Genomic DNA, 17,856 nt, shown 5'->3' on the forward strand with positions numbered 1-17,856 from the left:
ACGCCCGTGAGACCCCGCCTGCTCATCGTCGATCCCGATATCGACTCCCGCGCCGCCATCACCGCCCTTCTGGGCCGGTTCGACCTGGAAGTGCTCGAGGCCGGTTCGGCCCGCGAGATGGACCAGATCCTCGGCCGCACCCAGATCGAACTGGTCGTGATGGACATCCTGCTGCCCGACGAGGCCGGCCTCTCGGTCTGCGCCCGGCTGCGCCGCCTCAACCCGGCTCCGGGCGTGGTGGTGGTCAGCGCGGTCGACGACGAAAGCGACGTGGTGGTCGGCCTGGAGATGGGCGTCGACGACTACATCGCAAAGCCGTTCCGCCCGCGCGAGACGGCCGCCCGCATCCGCGCCGCGGTCCGCCGCCGCCAGGCCTATCGCGCCCCCGAGCCGATCGCCGCCCCGCCGGTCTATCAGTTCAGCGGCTGGCGCCTGAACGTCGCCACCCACGAGCTGTTCGACCCGCGCGGCGAGTCGGTGAACCTGTCGTCGGCCGAGTTCCTGGTGCTGTGGACCCTGGTCTCCAAGCCCCAGCAGATCCTGACCCGCGACCAGCTGCAGCAGGGCCCGCCCGAGGCCCGCAGCAAGGCCCCGCCGCAACAGATCAACGTCACCATCAGCCGCCTGCGCAGCAAGCTGCGCCGGGCGGAAGGCGGGGCGCAGATGGTGCGCACGGTCCGCCACGCCGGCTACATGTTCGCCCCGCGCGTGGACCGCGTGCACGCGGACTGATTGGCGTTCAAGGAACCTCCCCCTGTGGGGGAGGTGATCGCGAAGCGATCGGTGGGGGGAGTGGTCGCGCAGGCGGCCACCGCTTCGGAAGCTGAAAACGGCCCCCCACCGGCCTACGGCCGCCTCCCCCAGAGGGGGAGGTTCCCGCAGCGCATCTACTTCTTCCGCACGAAGGTCAGCGTCTGGTCCGGCGGGCCGGGCTTGCCGTCGACGTCCTGCTCGACCAGCAGGGTGTCGGGCGCCGAGAGGGCCACGCGCATGGTCTGGCGGCGGCCGGTCTGGCCGTGGGTCATCACCGCCACGCTGGACGGACCTGTGCGATCGACGCTGAGGGTCACGAAGTTGAAGTTGACCACGGCCCGGGTCGGCGAGCCGTCGAGGCCGGCGTCGGCGAACTGGATGGCGGCCACGCCCTCGTCGTCCTCCTCGACCAGGGTCCAGGCGATCGACTTGCCGTCGTCCTTGGTGATGTCGAGCTCGCCGCTCAGCGGCGCGGCGCCGGTCAGGGCCTCGTTGAAGTGCGAGCGCGGCAGGTCGAGCATCCACTTGCCGCCTACGCCCAAGGGACCTGTCGCCTGCGCCTGCGCGAGGGCGGGCGCGGCGAGCAGCAGGAGGCCCAGGCCCGCGAGCGCGGATGCGACTTTAGCTTTGGCCATGACCGATCTCCTTGACGATAGGTCAATGTCGGGTGGCGCGGCCGGTTCGTCCAGAGGCCCGGCGTTTTTGAGCCCCGGCGTTTTGGGAGACGCCGTTCTTCCAATTGTGGATTGCCAAGCGCGGGGCGGGGTCGTTCTGGTCGGCGGACTGCAAGAATCGGAGCCCGCCCATGCGCCGCCTGTCGCGTTCGATGTCGCGTTCGATGTCGCGTTCGCTGTTGTTCGCCGCCTCGCTGTTCGCCGCGGGCGCGCTCTACGGCCCCGAGGTCGACGCCGCCGAGAAGGCCGACACCTCGGTCAAGGCCGTGCAGAAGATCGTCGGCGGGGCCGGCTTCAAGGCGGCCGTCCAGCAGCTCGACGCCGACTATGAGCGCACCGTCGCCGACATCGTCACCCTGACCGAGATCCCCGCGCCGCCCTTCAAGGAGGAAAAGCGCGCCAGGGCCTATCTGGAGATGCTGAAGGCCGCGGGCCTGACCGATGTCGAGATGGACGCCGAGGGCAACGTCATGGGCGTGCGGCCCGGCACGGCGACCAAGGGCAAGGGGCCGTTCGTGGTGATCGCCGCTCACCTGGACACCGTCTTCCCCGAAGGCACCGACGTGACGGTCAAGCGCGAGGGCACGAAACTGTCGGCCCCGGGCATCGGCGACGACACCCGCTCGCTGGCCGTGCTGCTGGCCTATGTGCGGGCGCTGGACGCCGCCGGGATCAAGACGAAGTCCGACATCCTGTTCGTCGGCAATGTCGGCGAGGAGGGGCCCGGCGACCTGCGCGGGGTCAGGCACCTCTTCACCAAGGGCAAGTACCAGGGCCGGATCAGCGCCTTCTTCTCGATGGACGGCTCGGATCCCTCGCGCATCGTCGATCGCGGCGTCGGCTCCAAGCGCTATCGCGTCACCTTCAAGGGCCCGGGCGGCCACAGCTACGGCGCGTTCGGCGTGGTCAATCCGATGACGGCCATGGCCCAGTCGGTGGTCGACCTCTATGCGGTCAAGCCGCCGGTCAGCCCCAAGACCACCTATTCGGCCAGCGTGGTCGGCGGCGGCACCTCGGTGAACTCGATCCCCAATTCGATCTTCATGGAGTTCGACATGCGCTCGGAGAGCGCCGACGAACTGGCCAAGCTGGACAAGACGCTGGTCGCCATCCTCGACAGGGCCGTGGCCGGCGAGAACGCGGCCCGCTCGACCAAGCCCGGCGAGGTCTCCTACGAGGCCAAGGTGATCGGCGAGCGTCCTGCCGGCGGCACGGATCCGAAGGCGGCGATCGTCACGGCCACCGCCGCGGCGGCCTCGGCCCTGGGCTTCACGCCCACCCACGAGGCCTCCTCGACCGACGCCAACCTGCCGATGAGCCTGGGCGTTCCGGCCGTGACCATCGGCTCGGGCGGCAAGGGCGGCCGCGCCCACGCCCTGGACGAATGGATCGACGTCGAGAAGGGCGAGAGCCTCAAGGGCATGCAGGTCGGCCTGGCGGCCCTACTGGCCGTGGCGGGGGTGGAATAGCCGCCCGCGGCGGCCCCGAGGAACCTCCCCCTGTGGGGGAGGTGATCGCGAAGCGATCGGTGGGGGGAGTTTCTGCTAACTTTGCCGACGCGCGGGAAGCTGAAAACGGCCCCCCACCGGCCTTCGGCCGCCTCCCCCATAGGGGGAGGTTTCTGTTCTACGCCCGCTGATTCAACGTGATCGCCGTGGCGCTGTTGCGGTAGGCCGAGCCCTGGGCGCTGGGGCCGTAGCCGGCGGCTTGCGGGCGTTGGGCGGCGATCTCGTTGGCGACGGCGCGGACCAGGCCCTCGGTGACGGTCTTGGCCGCGGCGATGGCGCGCGACTGGCGGGCCAGGACGGCGTCGAAGGCCTCGGTGGCGCGCACCAGGCGCATGCGGCGCTCGGGCGAGGCGGCCTGGACGACGGCGACGTTGCTGCGCACCCGCGCCGACTCGTGGCGGTAGATGTTGGCGAGCTTGGCCGTCTCCTCGACGTGGCGGGCGGCCTCGTGCGGGCGGCGGGCCTCGAAGGCGGTGGCCTGCCTGGCGATCAGGTCGGTCAGGCGCTCGGTCAGGATGATCAGCTGTTCGACGCGCTCGTCGGCCGGAGAGAGGGGGGCGGAGCTCATCATTGGGCGACCTCCTGCAAGCCTTGCATCTTGAGCATCTCGCGCTGGACCGAGGCCGCGATGCCGATACCGCCGGCCTTGGTCACTTCCTTGGCCATGGCGTCGGTCAGCAGCGAGCGGAACATCTCCTCGCCCTGGCCGCCGCCGAACGGTTCGGAGGTCTTCACCCCCTCGAACATCGACTGCATCATCGACGACAGGAACGAGGCCTCGAACTTCTGGGACGTTTCCTTGATCTTGCCGCGCTTGGCCAGTTCGGCGGCCGAGGTGGCGCCGGTCCCGGCGATGGCCGAGTAGGCGTCGACGGCGCTGGCGGCGGAGGAGAGGGCGCTCATCACATCACCTCGATGTCGGCTTGCAGGGCGCCCGCGGCCTTCACGGCCTGCAGGATGGTGATCATGTCGCGCGGGGTGACGCCCAGGGCGTTGAGGCCGCCGACCAGGCTCTTCAGCGACGCGCCGCCGCCCAGCGTGATCAGCTTCTTGCCCTTTTCCTCGTCGATATTGATCGTCGACTGCGGGACGACCTTGGTCTGGCCCTGGCTGAACGGGGCGGGCTGGCTGACGGCCGGGGTCTCCTGGACCGAGATGGTCAGGTTGCCCTGGGCGATCGCCACCTGGCTGATGCGGACGTCGTCGCCCATCACCACCACGCCGTTGACCTCGTCGATGATCACCTTGGCCGGACCGTCGGGCTCGACCTCCAGGTTCTCGATGGCGGTGATGAAGCTGATCATGTCCATGCCATTGGGCGAACGGATCGCCACGACGGTGGGGTTCTGGGCCTGGGCGCAGCTGGGGAACTTGGTGTTGATGGCGTCGGCGATGCGGCGGGCGGTGGTGAAGTCGGGGTTGCGCAGGGTCATGCGCAGCTCGCTCATGGCCACCATCTGGAAGCCGGTCTCGCGCTCGACGTCGGCGCCGGCGGCGATGCGGCCGGCGGTCGGGACGCCGCGGCTGATCGAGCTGCCGGAAGCGCCGCCGGCCGAGACGGCGCCGGTCTGCACCTGGCCCTGGGCCACGGCGTAGGTCTGGCCGTCGGCGCCCTGCAGCGCGGTGACCATCAGCGTGCCGCCCTGCAGGCTCTTGGCGTCGCCCATGGCCGAGACCGAGACGTCGATCTTCGAGCCGGCGCCGGCGAAGGCGGGCAGCTTGGCGGTGACCATGACGGCCGCCGCGTTCTTGGCGTTGAGGTTGGCGTCGCGGACGTTGACGCCCTGGCGCTCGAGCAGCGATTCCATGCTCTGCTTGGTCATCGGCGCGTTGCGCAGGCTGTCGCCCGTGCCGTTGAGGCCGACGACGATGCCGTAGCCGATCAGGTGGTTCTCACGCACGCCCTCGAACGAGACGATGTCCTTGATCCGCGACTTGGCGGCGGCCGGACCGGCGACGACGGTCATGGCCGCGAGGGCCAGGCCGGCGAGAACGGAGCTGAAAAATGAACGACGCATGGATTTCCACACCGAGGACACAATTCCGTCGCGGCCCATGCCAGAACCGGGCCACCGGAAAAGGTGAGGAAAATCAATGAAAAGGGCGGGCAAAAACGCCTGCGACAATCCTGTCCGGCAGATTCTGCCCGGCATTAACCATACCGCAAGCGCCGATCTCGAATATGAGTTCTCATCGGGGAGGCCGACTCCCTATATGTAGGCGTTCAAGACCAGCTTTGGAGCGACGGTCGTCATGAAGGTTTCGAGCTCGGGAGGCGTGGGCGCGGCTGGCGCATCACGTGCGCGGCCGGCGGGCGGCGGATCGAACTTCGCCCTGCCCAGCGTCGGCGGCGCCAGCGGCGTGGCCGGGACGGCCGCGGCCGGCGGCCTGGCCGGCGTGGGCTCGCTGGACGCCCTGCTGGCCCTGCAGGCCAACATGGACCCGATGGAGCGCAAGCGCCGCGCCATCCGCCGGGCCGACGACATTCTGGACATCCTCGACGGCCTGAAGATCGCCGTGCTGGACGGGGAGGTCTCCTCCAGCACCATCGACAAGCTCAAGCGCGCCGTGCGCGAGCACCGCGAGAGCGTCGACGATCCGAAGCTGCAGAGCCTGCTCAACGAGATCGAGACCCGCGCGGCCGTCGAAGAGGCCAAGCTCTCCATGGCGCAAGGCGCGTGAGGAGCGGCGGGATGGAACCTCGAACCCATTCCCGCGATTTTATTGCCCCGGCCGGCGCGGCGAAGCTCGCCGCCCCCCAGCATCGCCGCCGCCGTGCGAGGCAGGCGCGCGCGCCTGAATGCACCGCTCATGCGACGTTCATTGAACGGGGCTATCGTTTTGGTATAAGCACACCGCCCGCTGAGGGCGGAGTTCATCGGGGCGTGAGGCGTTGATGCAGACGGCCACTGTTCTTAAAGAACCGGACACCTATCGTCCTTCCGAGGACGAGCCTTTCATGAACGAGCGTCAGCTTGAATATTTCAAGCTGAAGCTGCTCGCCTGGAAAGAAGAGATCCTGCGGGAATCTCGCGAGACGGTGTCCCATCTTCAAACTGAAACTGAAAACCATGCCGACCTCGCCGACAGGGCGTCGTCGGAAACCGACCGAGCGCTGGAATTGCGGACCCGCGACCGGCAGCGGAAGCTGATCTCCAAGATCGACCAGGCGTTGCGCCGCGTCGAAGACGGCAGCTACGGCTACTGCGAAGAGACCGGCGAGCCTATCGGCCTGGCCCGTCTGGACGCGCGTCCGACCGCCACCCTGAGCCTCGAAGCCCAGGAGCGTCACGAGCGCCGCGAGCGGGTCCACCGCGACGACTGAGGCCCTCCGGGTCTTGATCCTGTGTGTTTTGCGACGGCCTCGCCCCAACCCGGGCGGGGCCGTCTGCGTTTCTGCCCGAAATTAGCCCGAGCTTGCTGCTTTTCACGGCGACGGGGGAATGATCTTCTCCCGACCGTCGAGGGCCGTTGAGCGGGGAGAGGTCCGCGCCTACGGCCGCTCGAAAGCCCCTTTCAGCGAGCCGCGTCCATGCGCCTGTCCCGTCGTCATCTTCTTCTCTCGGCCGCCGCCGCCGGTGCGGCTTCCGGCCTGCCCGCCTTCGCCGCCGCCCCGGCCAAGGGGCCGATCGCCGACCCGAAGCTGGCCAAGCTGCTCGACGCCTTCGTCGACGAGATGCTGATCGACCAGCCCGAGGCCGCCACGGGCCTGGGCCTGGACAAGGGCGCCCGCGCGGGGCTGAAGGCCAGGCTGTCGGACAGCTCGACCGCCGGCCGCCGCGCCCAGGTGGCCGCCTACGCCGACCGCGCCAAGCGCATCGCCGCCGTCGATCCCAAGACCCTCAACCCGCACGACCTGACGATCCGCGACACTGTGCTGGCGGCCCAGAAGATCGGCGCCGAGGGCGCGGCCTTCAGCTACGGCGGCGACTACGCCAACCCCTATGTCGTCAGCCAGCAGGGCGGGGCCTATTCCTTCGTGCCGGAGTTCCTGAACTCGCAGCACGGCGTCGAGACCGCCGCCGACGTCGACGCCTATGTCTCGCGCCTGGCCGCCTTCGCCAAGGTGGTCGACCAGGAGAACGGCCGCATCGCCGAGGACGTCGGCGCCGGCGTCATCCCGCCCAGCTTCATCCTCGACAACGCCATCGGCCAACTGACCGAGATGCGCGCCCAGAAGGCCGCCGAGAGCCGCATGGTCGGCTCGCTGGCCGAGCGCGCCAAGGCCAAGGGCCTGGCCGACCGCGCGGGCGACGCGACGAAGATCGTCGAGGGCGAGGTCTATCCGGCGCTCGACCGCCAGATCGCCGCCCTCAAGGCCGCGCGCGCCAAGGCCGACGACAAGGCCGGGGTCTGGAAGCTGCCGCAGGGCGAGGCCTATTACGGCTGGGGCCTGCGCTACAACACCACCACGACCTTGGGCGCCGAGGAGATTCACGCCCTGGGCCTGGAGCAGGGCCGCGAGATCGCCGCCCGCATGGACGTGCTGCTGAAGGGCCAGGGCCTGACGCAGGGCAGCGTCGGCGAGCGCGTCACCGCCCTGACCAAGGACCCGCGCTACCTCTACGCCGACAGCGACGCGGGCCGGGCCGAACTGCTGGCCTATCTCAACGACCGTATCGCGGCGATCCGCCTGCTGATGCCCAAGCTCTCGCGCCTGGGCCTGAAGGCCGACGTCATGGTCAAGGCCGTGCCCAAGGAGATCCAGGACGGGGCGCCGCAGGGCTACATGAACTTCGCCTCGCTCGACGGCTCGCGCCCGGCGATCTACTACATCAACCTGAAAAACATGGGCAATTGGCCCAAGTTCAGCCTGCCGACCCTGACCACCCACGAGGCCATTCCCGGTCACGCCTGGCAGGGCGCGTACCTGGCCGAGCGGGCCAGCCAGATCCCGACCATCAGCTCGCTGATGGGCTTCGGGGCCTTCGTCGAGGGCTGGGCGCTCTATGCCGAGCAGATCGCCGACGAGGCGGGCTATTACGAGGGCGATCCGCTGGGCCAGCTGGGCTACCTGCAGGCCCAGCAGTTCCGCGCCGCCCGCCTGGTGGTCGACACCGGCCTGCACCACAAGCGCTGGACCCGCGAGCAGGCGGTGGAGTTCATGACCTCGACCACGGGCCGCGCCAAGCCGGCCATGGTCAGCGAGGTCGACCGCTACTGCGCCAGCCCAGGCCAGGCCTGCGCCTACAAGATCGGCCACACCGAGATCCTGCGCCTGCGCGAAAAGGCCAAGGCGGCCCTGGGCCCGCGCTTCGACCTGCGCGACTTCAACGACGCCGTGGTCTCGACGGGGGGGACGCCGCTGACCGTGCTGGGCGAGGTGGTGGATCGGTATGTGAAGGGGGCGAAGGGCTGATCGCTTTCTGGCCCTCTCCCCTTGCGGGAGAGGGTGGCCTCGCGGAGCGAGGTCGGGTGAGGGGTCTCTCAAATTGCTCCGCCGCGACGGCCGATCAGCTGTCGCGGCGTTCGATGTCTGAGAGACCCCTCATCCGTCGACTTTGTCGACACCTTCTCCCGCAAGGGGAGAAGGATTTTACCACATCGTCGCGGCGGCCCGCGCTGGCCAGGCCTCGTCATAGGCCGCGCCGCCGACCTCGCCGGCAGTCACCGCGGCCAGCATGGCGCCGGCCGTGGGGATCGACTTCGGATCGACGTGGCTCTCGGCCTTCCACAGCCCGGCGCGCATCACCGCCCGGGCGCACTGGAAGTAGCACTCCTCGATGGTGACGATCAGCGCCGTGCGCGGCGCCTTGCCCTCGACGGCCAGGCTTTCGAGCAGCGCCGGCTCGATGCTGATCACGGCCCGGCCGTTGACGCGGAACGTCGTGCCCGAGCCCGGGATCAGGAACAGCAGAGCCACGCGCGGGTCGCGGACGATGTTGCGCAGGCTGTCGATGCGGTTGTTGCCGCGACGGTCGGGCAGGACCAGCGTGCGGTCGTCGGCGATGGTCACCAGGCCGTGGGCGTCGCCGCGCGGGCTGCAGTCCAGGCCCTCGGGGCCGACCGTGGCCAGGGCCAGGAACGGCGAGGCCTCCACGAGCGCGCGGTAGTGCGGGGTCAGCCGGTCGCTGACCTTGACCGTCGAGGCCGCGACCGGAGCGGGGCTGTAGATCGCCTCCAGCGCCTCGAGCGTGTCGATGATCGCCATCCGCCGTCCTCCCCGTGTCAGGGAAGAAACCTAGCAGGCGAGGCGGGCCGCGTCAGGCCCGGCTGTCGAGCGCCTGCTGGCAGGCCTCGGCCAGGCGGCGGGGCGAGATCGGCTTGTCGACGATGGCCCGGCGGGCGTTGGCCAGCTGGTCGGCGTTGCCGGTGACGAACACCGTCGGGATGCGGCCGAGCTTGGCCTCGATGGCCTCGACCGCCTCCAGTCCCGTGCCGCCGATGATGCGGAAGTCGGCGGTGATCAGGTCGGGCGCGCGGGCCAGCGCGCAGCTGAGCGCTTCCTGCGGACTGTCGGCGATGTCGAAGCTTGAATAGCCCTGGGCGGCGAGAAGCGCCTCGACCTCGAGGGCGATGAGGATCTCGTCCTCGATAATGAGCGCGTGGCCTTGGGACCTTGTCACTGCACTTACGCCAATCCGCTGTCGTCCCTGACAAGACTACAACCCGAACTTTCAGGCCGCGCCAATCGAATTCGCGCTTGGGTTTCCAGAAATGTGTCCCTGCACGCACGAAGACTCACGCCGGCGTGATGGCGCCGCCCGTCCTGCGGGAGCCGCCGGGGGCGGTTTCCCTCGCGAGCCGAAAGCCTCTATTCAAACGGAAAACAGAGAACATCCAGGAGCGCCCAAACCCCATGTCGTCCCAGCCCCTCGTCCTCACCGAAAAGCGCGGCCACGTCGCCATCCTCACCCTCAACCGCCCCGAGGCGATGAACGCCCTGGGCGCGCCGGGCGACGGCGACCAGGTGGCGGCCGCCTGCGAGGCGATCAATGACGACCAGCAGATCCGCTGCGTGATCCTGACCGGCGCCGGCAAGGCCTTCTCGGCCGGCGGCGACGTCAAGGCGATGAAGGCCCGCGAGGGCGCCTTCGGCGGCAACGGCGTGGCCGTGCGCGACGGCTACCGCAAGAACATCCACCGCATCGTGCGGGCCATCTACGGCCTGGAGGTCCCGTCGATCGCGGCCGTGAACGGCGCGGCCATCGGCCTGGGCTGCGACGTGGCCTGCATGACCGACATCCGCATCGCCGCCGACACGGCGAAGTTCGGTGTGACCTTCCTGAAGCTGGGCCTGATCCCCGGCGACGGCGGCGCCTGGCTGATGCCGCGCACCGTGGGCATGAGCCGGGCGGCCGAACTGCTGTTCACCGGCGACGTCATCGACGCGGCCAAGGCGGCCGAGTGGGGCCTGATCAGCCGCGCGGTGCCCTCGGCCGACCTGATGGGCGAAGCGCTGGCGCTGGCCGAGCGGATCGCGCAACAGCCGCCTCACGCCTTGCGCATGGCCAAGAGTCTGCTCAAGCACGGCCAGACGGCGAGCTACGACACCCTGATGGAGATGAGCGCCGCCGCTCAGGCCATCGCCCACCACACCGAGGACCACATGGAAGGCGTCGACGCCATTCTCGAAAAGCGCCAGCCCACGTTCAGGGGCGCCTGAGACATGGGCAAGGAAGCCAAGGCCTGGGGCTACCTCAGCGACGGCGAAAGCGACGGCAAGCTCCAGTGGGAGCCGCCCAAGCTGATCTTCCGCGGGGCGGTGCGCGGCATCTACCAGGGCCACGCCCTGCGCGGGATACGCGTCGAGGGCGACGACATCGTGCTGAGCGACGGCACGCGCTTCACGCTGGATCCCGGCCAGGCGGAAAAGTGGGTGCACGCCATCCTCAACCCGCCTTCGCGGCTGGACAAGCTGGGCGTCAAGCCGGGCATGCGGGTGGTGGTCGACGGCGTCGATGACGAGGCGTTCCTCGAGGAACTGGCCGGCCGCGTCGAGGTCGAGCAGGGAACGGCGGAAGACTTCGAAGAGATCGACCTGCTGTTCCTGGCCGCCGACGACCTGGCCGAGCTGGACCGTCTGGAAGACCTCAAGGGCGTGCTGGCCGACAAGGGCGCGATCTGGATCGTCTCCCAGAAGGGCAAGGGCGCGCCGCTGAAGGACACCGACGTCCTGGGCGCGGCCCGGGGCGTGGGCCTGTCGGACACCAAGGTCTGCGGGTTCTCGGCGACGCACACGGCGCTGCGGTTCGTGGTGCGGAAGGGGTGAGGAGCGAGGGCCTTCCCAATCCTCCCGTCATTCCCGCCCTTGTGGCGGGAAACCCTGGTTCCGCTCGCAGGTGAGGCGCCAGCGGCGTGCTGAGCACGCCGCCACTACTGCCCTTGCGGCTGACAGAGGGGTTCCCGCCACAAGGGCGGGAATGACGGGAGGAAAGATGGCGCAGCTCTTGTACGACGGAGCGGGATCATGATCGTCGGCCGGCGCGCGGGTCTTTTCGAAATCGCCTTCGCCCTGCGCGGCTCGATCCTGCCCAGGATTGCCGGGCGGCTGGTGGTGCTGCTGGCGGTGTCGGTCGGGGCGGTGCTGGTCGCCCAGCGCTGGCTCGTGGCGCTGGAGCGCCTGAGCGCCGTGCCGTTCACCCTGATCGGCCTGTCGCTGTCGATCTTCATGAGCTTCCGGAACAACGCCTGCTACGACCGCTGGTGGGAGGCGCGAAAGCTCTGGGGGCAGCTGATTATCGCCGCCCGCAGCTTCGCCCGCCAGACGCAAGGCCTGCCGGAGCCGGCGCGCGAACCCCTGCTGCTGGGCCTGGCCGCCTTCGCCGGCGGACTGGCCGCGCGGCTGCGGGACGGGGACGAGCGGGCGGCGATCGCGCGCTGGCGGGACCTGCCGACCCTGGCGGCCGCCCCCAATCCGACCGATGCGATCCTGGCCGCCGTCGGCGCCGACTGCGCCCGGCTGCAGGGCGAGGGGCTGCTGACGCCGGTCCATCTGTCGGTCCTGGAGATCCAGCTGACCGAGCTGGGTCACGTGCAGGGCGGCTGCGAGCGGATCAAGACCACGCCGCCGCCGTTCTCCTACTCGCTGATGCTGCACCGGACGGCGCACGTCTTCTGCCTGCTGCTGCCGTTCGCCCTGGCCCACGCGCTGGGCTGGTGGACGCCGGTCCTGGTGCTGCTGACCGGCTACACCTTCTTCGGCCTCGACGCTCTGGGCGACCAGCTGGAGGACCCGTTCGGCCTGGAGGACAACGACCTGCCGCTGGACGCCATGGTCCGCACGGTGGAGCGCGATCTGCTGTTCTCGCTGGGACGGGAGGATCTGCCGCCGGTGCTGGAGGCGAAGGGGTATCGGCTGACCTAGAGGCTGGTGGACCCCAGTCGCTCTGCGACAACTCCCTGCTCCTCCCCCGAGAAACGGGGGAGGTGGCGCGCTGCGGATACGCAGCGTGACGGAGGGGGCGACGGCCGGCACTGAGCCCAGTCTCGCCCCCTCCACCGCTTCGCGGTCCCCCTCCCCCGCAGGCGGGGGAGGAGACAGAAGGGCCGGGTCAGAACCGCTGCTTGCAGCCCTGCTTCTGATGCACGCCGCGCAGGAAGCCGCGGCGGGCCAGGCCCGCGTCGCCGAGGGCTTCGAGGTGGCGGTCGGCGGGGGCGGCGCCGGAGATCTCGCGGACCAGGCTGCGGAACGGGATGATCGAGTTGATCAGCGTCTTGCCGCCGGCCTCGGCCAGCTTGCCGGCGCGGTTTTCCTTGTACTCGTTGTCGGTCTTGTAGTCGGGGCCCAGCACCTCGTTAAGGCGCCCGATCTCGGCCGTCAGCTTGGCGCAGGTCTTCAGGCCCTTGAGGCTGTAGGGATCGGCCAGGGCCTCTTCCAGCACCGGCGGGATCTTCTTCTTCGACAGGCCGACGTCGCGGACCGGCTGAGTGCCGATGTCCATCGACTTCTCGCGCCAGCCGTCGGGCCTGCCGTCGCCGTCCGAGTCCTTGGCGGGCGGGGGCGGCGGCTTGCCGGCCGTGGCGGCCTGGGGCGTCTTGGCCGGATAGCTCGGCTGGGCCGTCGCGCAGCCCGTGGCCATGAACGCCGCCGCGCCCAGGACCGCCATCGTCGTCAAAGTCGCGCGCATCGCACCCCCCGCATCCTGCTGATCGCCCATCATAAGCTGATGAACGCTGATCAGGAACGACAAGCTGGGCCTTGGGTTCCGGGGTGAAGGACCGCCTTGCAACATAAGGTCGCCTTCCTGGGCCTTGTGCCCAGGATCCATGGTTCAACCTGCTCAGACCTTTTGAGGGCGGTCGAGGTCTGAGCGGGCGCCGGCATGGGCCCTCACCACAAGGGCGAGGGAGGCGGGTTTTTGTAGGAGCAGGCGTTCAGAGCCTTAAGCCGCAGTCTTCGCCTTGCGCCGCCCGAACCGCATCACCCCATCCTCCAGCTTGCCCAGGCGCAGGGCGGCCAGGTCCAGGGCGTAGTTCTGGTGCACCTTCCACGGGGTCTTGGTCCCCTGCTTGGGGAACTTGTCCATGGCCCGCTGGACGTAGCCCGACGAGAAGTCGAGCCAGGGCGCGGCCTCCATGTCCGGCTGGTCGAGGTGGGGCATGCACCAGTCGGCGCCGGTGCGATCCATGTGGGCCAGCAGGCGGCAGACATATTCGCTGGTGAGATCCGCCTTCAGCGTCCAGGAGGCGTTGGTGTAGCCGAAGGCCGAGGCCAGGTTCGGCACGTCGCTGAACATCATGCCCTTGTAGCTGAAGCCCTTGGCCAGATCGACGGCGCGGCCGTCGACGACCACCTCCATGCCGCTCATCAGCTGCATGCGCAGGCCGGTGGCGGTGACGACGATGTCGGCCGGCAGGGTCTTGCCCGACTTCAGCTTGAGGCCGTCCTCGGTGAAGGTATCGATATGGTCGGTGACGACCTCGGCCGAGCCGTTTCCGATCGCCGTGAACAGGTCGGCGTCGGGCACCAGGCACAGCCGCTGGTCCCAGGGATTGTAGCGCGGCGTGAAGTGGGTCTCGACGTCGTAGTCCTTGGGCAGCTGGTCGCGGACCAGGTTGATCAGCCGTTCCTTGGTCTTGGCTGGCTTCTTCCTGGAAAGATTGAAGAACAGCATGGTGATCAGCACGTTCTTCCAGCGCGTGATCCCGTAGGCGGTCATGGCCGGCAGGCGCTTGCGCATCCAGTTGGCCAGGCCGTCCTCCGCCGGCCGCGAGACCACATAGGTCGGCGAACGCTGCAGCATGGTCACGCGGGCGGCCGTCTTGGCCATTTCCGGCACGATGGTCACCGCCGTCGCGCCGCTGCCGATCACCACCACCTGCTTGCCGGCGTAGTCGAGGTCGTCGGGCCAGTGCTGCGGGTGGACGATCTTGCCCTCGAAGCGCTCGGTCCCCTCGAAGTCGGGGGTGTAGCCGGCGTCGTAGGCGTAGTAGCCGGCGCACATGTAGAGGAAGCCGCAGCTGATCTTTACGATCTCGCCGGTGTCCTTGCCTGGGTCGAGCCGTTCGGCCTCGACGGTCCAGCTGGCGGTCTCGCTGCTCCACTCGGCGCGGCGCACCTTGTGGCGGAAGCGGATGTGCTGGTTGACGCCCGCCTCGGTCGCTGTCTCGCGCACATAGTTCAGGATCGACGGGCCGTCGGCGATGGCTTTGGCCTCGCGCCACGGCTTGAAGGAATAGCCCAGGGTGTACATGTCGCTGTCCGACCGGATGCCCGGATAGCGGAACAGGTCCCAGGTGCCGCCGATGGCGTCGCGGGCCTCCAGGATGGCGTAGGTCTTGCCCGGGCAGCGCCGCGTCAGGTGATGGGCCGCGCCGATCCCCGACAGGCCCGCGCCCACGATCAAGACGTCGAAATAGTCCGTGCTCATCCGCGTCTCCGTCCCCGCATGTTGGTCCGGTTGGTCCGGACGCTGTCTTCAAGTGAACGATGTTCACCAGCAAACGTCCGTTTGGACGCTGCGTCAATCGGGGCGTCGAAATGCGAGTCGGTTTTCATTGCGCATGGTCCCGCTCGCCAAGTATGCGAAGGGCATGTCCCTGCGTGACTTCGGCCTTCTGGTGCTGGTCTGCCTGATCTGGGCCAGCAACAACATCGTCTCCAAGATCGTGGTCGCCCACTGGGGCGTGCCGCCGCTGTTCTATGCGGCGGTGCGGTTCGGCCTGGTGGCGGCGGTGACGCTGCCGTGGCTGCTGCCCGCGCCACGCCCGACCTGGCGGATGCTGGCGGTGGGCGTGCTGATGGGGGCGGGCGGTTTCGCCCTGCTGTTCATGGGCTTCAAGACAGCCTCGCCCTCGGCCGCGGCGGTGGTGGTGCAGGCGGGCGTGCCCTTCACCACCCTGCTGTCGGTGCTGATGCTGGGCGAGAAGATCCACTGGCGGCGCGGGATCGGCATCGCCCTGACCCTGGCCGGGGCGATGATCGTGATCTGGAACCCGCATGGCTTCTCGCTGTCGGTCGGGCTGTGGCTGGTGGTGGCCTCGGCCCTGGCCGGCTCGCTGGGGGCGGTGATGATGAAGCAGATCCAGGGCGTCAAACCCTTGAAGCTTCAGGCCTGGGTGGGCTTCACCTCGGTGTGGATCCTGGCGGCCGCGAGCTTCGCCATGGAACCCGGCGCCTCGGCCAAGGCGTTCGAGGCCGGCTGGCCGTTCGTGGCGGCGGTGGCCTATTCGGCCCTGGTGGTGTCGGTGATCGCCCACACCGGCTATTACGGCCTGATACAGCGCTACGAGGCCAACCTGATCGCTCCGCTCACCCTGATGACCCCGCTGATGACCATCGGCCTGGGCGTGGCCATCACCCATGACCATTTCGACCTGCGCATGGGGATCGGCGCGGCGCTGGCGCTCGCGGGCGTGCTGATCGTCGCCCTGCGCCGCAACCAGGTGACGCCGCTGCTGATGCTTCTCAAGGACCGCTCGCAATGACCATCGTCGAGGCCCCGTCGCCCAATTTCGACGCCCGCAAGGCCGTGCCCGACACCGTCGTGCTGCACTACACCGGCATGGAGAGCGGCGAGGCGGCCATCGAGCGCCTGCGCGATCCCGAGGCCAAGGTCAGCGCCCACTACGTGGTGGAAGAAGACGGCCGCGTGTTCCGCCTGGTGGCCGAGGAACGGCGGGCCTGGCACGCCGGCGCGGCCTTTTGGAAGGGCGTGCGCGACATCAATTCGTCCTCGATCGGCATCGAGATCGTCAATCCGGGCCACGAGTTCGGCTATCGCGCCTTTCCCGACGCCCAGATCGCCGCGGTGATCAACCTGCTGGCCGACATCCGCTCGCGCTGGACCATCGACGACGACCGCATCATCGGCCACTCCGACGTCGCGCCGGCCCGCAAGATCGATCCGGGCGAGCTGTTCCCGTGGAAGCGCCTGGCCGAAAGCGGCCATGGCCTGTGGGTCGAGCCGCCGTCCTCGCCGGGCGCGCCGCTGGGCCGGGGTGAGCAGGGGACGGGCGTCTTCGCGCTGCAGGCCGGCCTGACGCGCCTGGGCTTCGACTGCGCCCCGTCGGGCGAGTACGACGAGTGGACCGAGACGGTCGTGGGCGCCTTCCAGCGCCACTGGCTGCAGAACCGCTTCGACGGCGTCGCCGACGGCGAGACCCGGGCGCGGCTGGTGGGCCTGCTGCGGGCGGCGGCGGGCGCCTGATGCATCCGGCCAGGGCCTTCCACGTCGAGGATCGCGCGCGGCTGCTCGCCTTCCTCGCCGAGCATTCGTTCGTCACCCTGTGCGCCAGCGTCGCCGGCCGGCCGTTCGTCGCCCAGGCGCCGGTGGTGGTGCGTGACCTCGGCGACGACGGCCTGTTCCTCGACTTCCATCTGTCGCGGGCGAACGCCGTGGCGGGCGCGGTAGTGACCGGTTTCTCCGCCGTCGCCGTCGCCATGGGGCCGCACGCCTATGTCAGCCCCGACTGGTATGGGACCGACGATCAGGTCCCGACTTGGAACTACGTCTCCGTCGAGGCCGAGGGCTTCGTGACGCCGCTCTCCGAGCCCGAGACCATCACGCTGCTCGACGATCTGTCGGCCCAGGAGGAGGCGCGCCTCCTGCCCAAGCCCGTCTGGACGCGGGACAAGATGACGCCCGCCAGGTTCGACGCCCTGCTGCGCGGCATCGTCGGCGCCCGGCTGCACGTCGAGCGCCTGGAGGGCACGTTCAAGCTCGGCCAGAACAAGCGCGAAGCCGAGCGGGCGGGCGTGATCGAAGCGCTGGGCGACCACCCGGTGGCGGGGTGGATGCGGGGCGAAGGTTAGACCGGCCCATCCCAATCTCCCGTCATTCCCGCCCTTGTGGCGGGAACCCCTGGTTCCGCTCGCAGGTGAAGCGCAAGCGGACTGCTTGGCAGTCCGCCCCATCCGCCCTTGCGGTCGACAGAGGGGTTCCCGCCACAAGGGCGGGAATGACGGGAGGTGAGGTGGGGAGCGCATCCGTCATTGACCTCGCCGCCTCGGCGCCGCAAACAGCGCGCGGACCAGATGGCCGGGCGATCGCGGTGTCCCTTGCGGGCATCGAGGAAAGTCCGGGCTCCACGGTGACAAGGCGGTGGGTAACGCCCACCGGGAGCAATCCCAGGGAAAGCGCCACAGAAAGCAAACCTCCTCCCTACGGGGCGGGAAGGGTGAAAGGGTGGGGTAAGAGCCCACCGCGGACCTGGCGACAGGGACGGCATGGCAAGCCCCGCCTGGAGCAAGACCGAATAGGGATCCCGCGCCGGCTTGCCGGCTAGGCCGTCACTGGCCGAGAGGATCCGGGTTGGTCGCGAGAGCCGTCCAGCAATGGGCGGCCAAGAGGAATGATCGTCGCGTCCCTGTACACAGGGGCGGCACAGAACCCGGCTTACAGGCCGTCTGGTCCATAAATTCCACCGCAATCCCAAGCGACTCCCCGGGCCCCGAAATGGGCCGGGATGGGACGCGTCTGTGCGCGGGTCTGTGGATAAATATCGGGTTGTCTGTATGTTCCGAAATTAACCATTTT

The 17,856-nt window shown here is 69.1% G+C and carries 19 protein-coding genes and 1 other RNA gene; 12 read left to right on the forward strand and 8 right to left on the reverse strand.

What is annotated here, in order from left to right:
- Nucleotides 1-6: 6 nt before the first annotated feature.
- Complete coding sequence (locus AC07N1_RS08105; RefSeq protein WP_110119828.1) at nt 7-732, forward strand: response regulator; 726 nt, start codon at nt 7-9, stop codon at nt 730-732.
- Nucleotides 733-887: 155 nt separating this feature from the next.
- Here the strand turns inward: AC07N1_RS08105 and AC07N1_RS08110 are convergent, their stop codons facing one another.
- Nucleotides 888-1,388 (reverse strand): hypothetical protein, encoded by a 501-nt coding sequence (locus AC07N1_RS08110; protein ID WP_494671329.1) that lies wholly within the window; start codon nt 1,386-1,388, stop codon nt 888-890.
- Nucleotides 1,389-1,579: 191 nt separating this feature from the next.
- On the opposite strand from AC07N1_RS08110, the gene AC07N1_RS08115 reads away from it, so the two are divergent.
- On the forward strand, nt 1,580-2,896 hold the full coding sequence (locus tag AC07N1_RS08115) for a M20/M25/M40 family metallo-hydrolase (protein ID WP_494671396.1): 1,317 nt from the start codon (nt 1,580-1,582) through the stop codon (nt 2,894-2,896).
- A gap of 157 nt (nt 2,897-3,053) precedes the next feature.
- Here the strand turns inward: AC07N1_RS08115 and AC07N1_RS08120 are convergent, their stop codons facing one another.
- The 3 genes from AC07N1_RS08120 to AC07N1_RS08130 are packed head-to-tail and all read right to left on the reverse strand — an operon-like array spanning nt 3,054 to nt 4,953.
- On the reverse strand, nt 3,054-3,503 hold the full coding sequence (locus AC07N1_RS08120) for a flagellar basal body protein (RefSeq protein ID WP_494671330.1): 450 nt from the start codon (nt 3,501-3,503) through the stop codon (nt 3,054-3,056).
- Entirely contained in the window at nt 3,503-3,838 is a 336-nt protein-coding gene (locus tag AC07N1_RS08125; RefSeq protein WP_494671331.1) for a rod-binding protein, read from the reverse strand. The genes AC07N1_RS08120 and AC07N1_RS08125 overlap by 1 nt, the downstream gene beginning before the upstream one ends.
- Nucleotides 3,838-4,953 (reverse strand): flagellar basal body P-ring protein FlgI, encoded by a 1,116-nt coding sequence (locus AC07N1_RS08130; RefSeq protein ID WP_494671332.1) that lies wholly within the window; start codon nt 4,951-4,953, stop codon nt 3,838-3,840. The genes AC07N1_RS08125 and AC07N1_RS08130 overlap by 1 nt, the downstream gene beginning before the upstream one ends.
- 235 nt (nt 4,954-5,188) lie before the next feature.
- Here AC07N1_RS08130 and fliX point away from each other — a divergent pair, with 235 nt between their 5' ends.
- The 3 genes from fliX (at nt 5,189) to AC07N1_RS08145 (ending at nt 8,294) form a co-directional block, all read left to right on the forward strand.
- On the forward strand, nt 5,189-5,617 hold the full coding sequence (gene fliX / locus AC07N1_RS08135; protein ID WP_494671333.1) for a flagellar assembly regulator FliX: 429 nt from the start codon (nt 5,189-5,191) through the stop codon (nt 5,615-5,617).
- Nucleotides 5,618-5,831: 214 nt separating this feature from the next.
- Nucleotides 5,832-6,260, forward strand: a complete 429-nt coding sequence (gene dksA, locus AC07N1_RS08140; protein ID WP_198574100.1) for an RNA polymerase-binding protein DksA — start codon at nt 5,832-5,834, stop codon at nt 6,258-6,260.
- Between the two features lie 207 nt (nt 6,261-6,467).
- Nucleotides 6,468-8,294 (forward strand): DUF885 domain-containing protein, encoded by a 1,827-nt coding sequence (locus tag AC07N1_RS08145; RefSeq protein WP_494671334.1) that lies wholly within the window; start codon nt 6,468-6,470, stop codon nt 8,292-8,294.
- Nucleotides 8,295-8,471: 177 nt separating this feature from the next.
- Here the strand turns inward: AC07N1_RS08145 and AC07N1_RS08150 are convergent, their stop codons facing one another.
- Nucleotides 8,472-9,086, reverse strand: coding sequence for a pyridoxamine 5'-phosphate oxidase family protein (locus AC07N1_RS08150; RefSeq protein ID WP_494671335.1), 615 nt, complete (start codon nt 9,084-9,086; stop codon nt 8,472-8,474).
- A 52-nt stretch (nt 9,087-9,138) separates the two neighbouring features.
- Entirely contained in the window at nt 9,139-9,501 is a 363-nt protein-coding gene (locus AC07N1_RS08155; protein ID WP_233245331.1) for a response regulator, read from the reverse strand.
- A 233-nt stretch (nt 9,502-9,734) separates the two neighbouring features.
- Between AC07N1_RS08155 and AC07N1_RS08160 the strand changes: the two genes are divergently transcribed.
- The 3 genes from AC07N1_RS08160 to AC07N1_RS08170 all read left to right on the forward strand — a co-directional run bounded on the left by AC07N1_RS08160 (nt 9,735) and on the right by AC07N1_RS08170 (nt 12,242).
- Nucleotides 9,735-10,541: a crotonase/enoyl-CoA hydratase family protein gene (locus AC07N1_RS08160; RefSeq protein WP_487288467.1), complete on the forward strand. Its 807-nt coding sequence runs from the start codon at nt 9,735-9,737 to the stop codon at nt 10,539-10,541.
- A gap of 3 nt (nt 10,542-10,544) precedes the next feature.
- Nucleotides 10,545-11,147, forward strand: coding sequence for a DUF3052 family protein (locus AC07N1_RS08165; protein ID WP_494671336.1), 603 nt, complete (start codon nt 10,545-10,547; stop codon nt 11,145-11,147).
- Between the two features lie 198 nt (nt 11,148-11,345).
- Nucleotides 11,346-12,242 (forward strand): bestrophin family protein, encoded by an 897-nt coding sequence (locus AC07N1_RS08170; RefSeq protein ID WP_494671337.1) that lies wholly within the window; start codon nt 11,346-11,348, stop codon nt 12,240-12,242.
- Nucleotides 12,243-12,429: 187 nt separating this feature from the next.
- Here the strand turns inward: AC07N1_RS08170 and AC07N1_RS08175 are convergent, their stop codons facing one another.
- Both AC07N1_RS08175 and AC07N1_RS08180 read right to left on the reverse strand, forming a co-directional pair.
- Nucleotides 12,430-13,005, reverse strand: a complete 576-nt coding sequence (locus AC07N1_RS08175; protein WP_494671338.1) for a hypothetical protein — start codon at nt 13,003-13,005, stop codon at nt 12,430-12,432.
- A gap of 255 nt (nt 13,006-13,260) precedes the next feature.
- Nucleotides 13,261-14,748: a flavin-containing monooxygenase gene (locus AC07N1_RS08180; RefSeq protein ID WP_494671339.1), complete on the reverse strand. Its 1,488-nt coding sequence runs from the start codon at nt 14,746-14,748 to the stop codon at nt 13,261-13,263.
- Nucleotides 14,749-14,911: 163 nt separating this feature from the next.
- On the opposite strand from AC07N1_RS08180, the gene AC07N1_RS08185 reads away from it, so the two are divergent.
- From AC07N1_RS08185 to rnpB, 4 genes are all read left to right on the forward strand, one after another.
- Nucleotides 14,912-15,805 carry a DMT family transporter gene (locus tag AC07N1_RS08185; RefSeq protein ID WP_494671340.1) on the forward strand — a complete coding sequence of 298 codons (894 nt, stop codon included), beginning with the start codon at nt 14,912-14,914 and terminating at the stop codon, nt 15,803-15,805.
- Nucleotides 15,802-16,527 (forward strand): N-acetylmuramoyl-L-alanine amidase, encoded by a 726-nt coding sequence (locus tag AC07N1_RS08190; protein ID WP_494671341.1) that lies wholly within the window; start codon nt 15,802-15,804, stop codon nt 16,525-16,527. The genes AC07N1_RS08185 and AC07N1_RS08190 overlap by 4 nt, the downstream gene beginning before the upstream one ends.
- Nucleotides 16,527-17,132 (forward strand): FMN-binding negative transcriptional regulator, encoded by a 606-nt coding sequence (locus tag AC07N1_RS08195; protein WP_494671342.1) that lies wholly within the window; start codon nt 16,527-16,529, stop codon nt 17,130-17,132. Before AC07N1_RS08190 ends, AC07N1_RS08195 begins: the two co-directional genes overlap by 1 nt.
- Before the next feature lie 218 nt (nt 17,133-17,350).
- Nucleotides 17,351-17,734: RNase P RNA component class A (gene rnpB / locus AC07N1_RS08200), an RNA gene on the forward strand.
- The last annotated feature ends 122 nt before the right edge of the window (nt 17,735-17,856 follow it).

Source organism: Caulobacter sp. GW821-FHT09B11 (assembly GCF_059418205.1).